Below are 420 nucleotides of genomic sequence, written 5' to 3'. Positions count from 1 at the left end.
GAAAATTTCTAAATGTTCGGTTAAGTCTTGAATACGTGCTCTTAAATTTTTAGCCAATTTAATGGATTTTTCAGGACTCTGGCTAATCAATTCTGCAATACTGACAATCACAATTAGGCCATTAATGGGTGCTTTAGGACGACTTTTCTTTAATAAACCCAAAAGTCCTAACCATTCTGAGCGATCCTCAGCATAAACTGAGTAACGCCCCGCTGTATCCAGTAAGACACCTTCAGTTGAGAAAAACCAATCACAATTTCGAGTGCCACTTAATCCAGACGACACCATTTTTTGATGTGATTCTTCAAATGGAAATTTCAGCCCTGAATGATAAATAGCGGAACTTTTACCCGCAGCAGGATTGCCAATCACCATATACCAAGGTAATTCATATAAGGCAGCATTACCCTTTTTATCGCC

At 38.6% G+C, this 420-nt stretch carries 1 protein-coding gene; it reads right to left on the bottom strand.

All coding sequences use genetic code 11. The annotated features are described in order from the left end of the window. Positions 1–420: type VI secretion protein IcmF/TssM N-terminal domain-containing protein (locus RR876_RS16905; RefSeq protein ID WP_332637179.1), on the bottom strand; the 420-nt coding region annotated here is incomplete at both ends.

The sequence above is a fragment of the Acinetobacter sp. genome (assembly GCF_036666595.1).
Classification (GTDB): Bacteria; Pseudomonadota; Gammaproteobacteria; order Pseudomonadales; family Moraxellaceae; genus Acinetobacter.
Note: the sequence above shows the minus strand (reverse complement) of the source record. Positions and strands in the feature narration are given on the sequence as shown.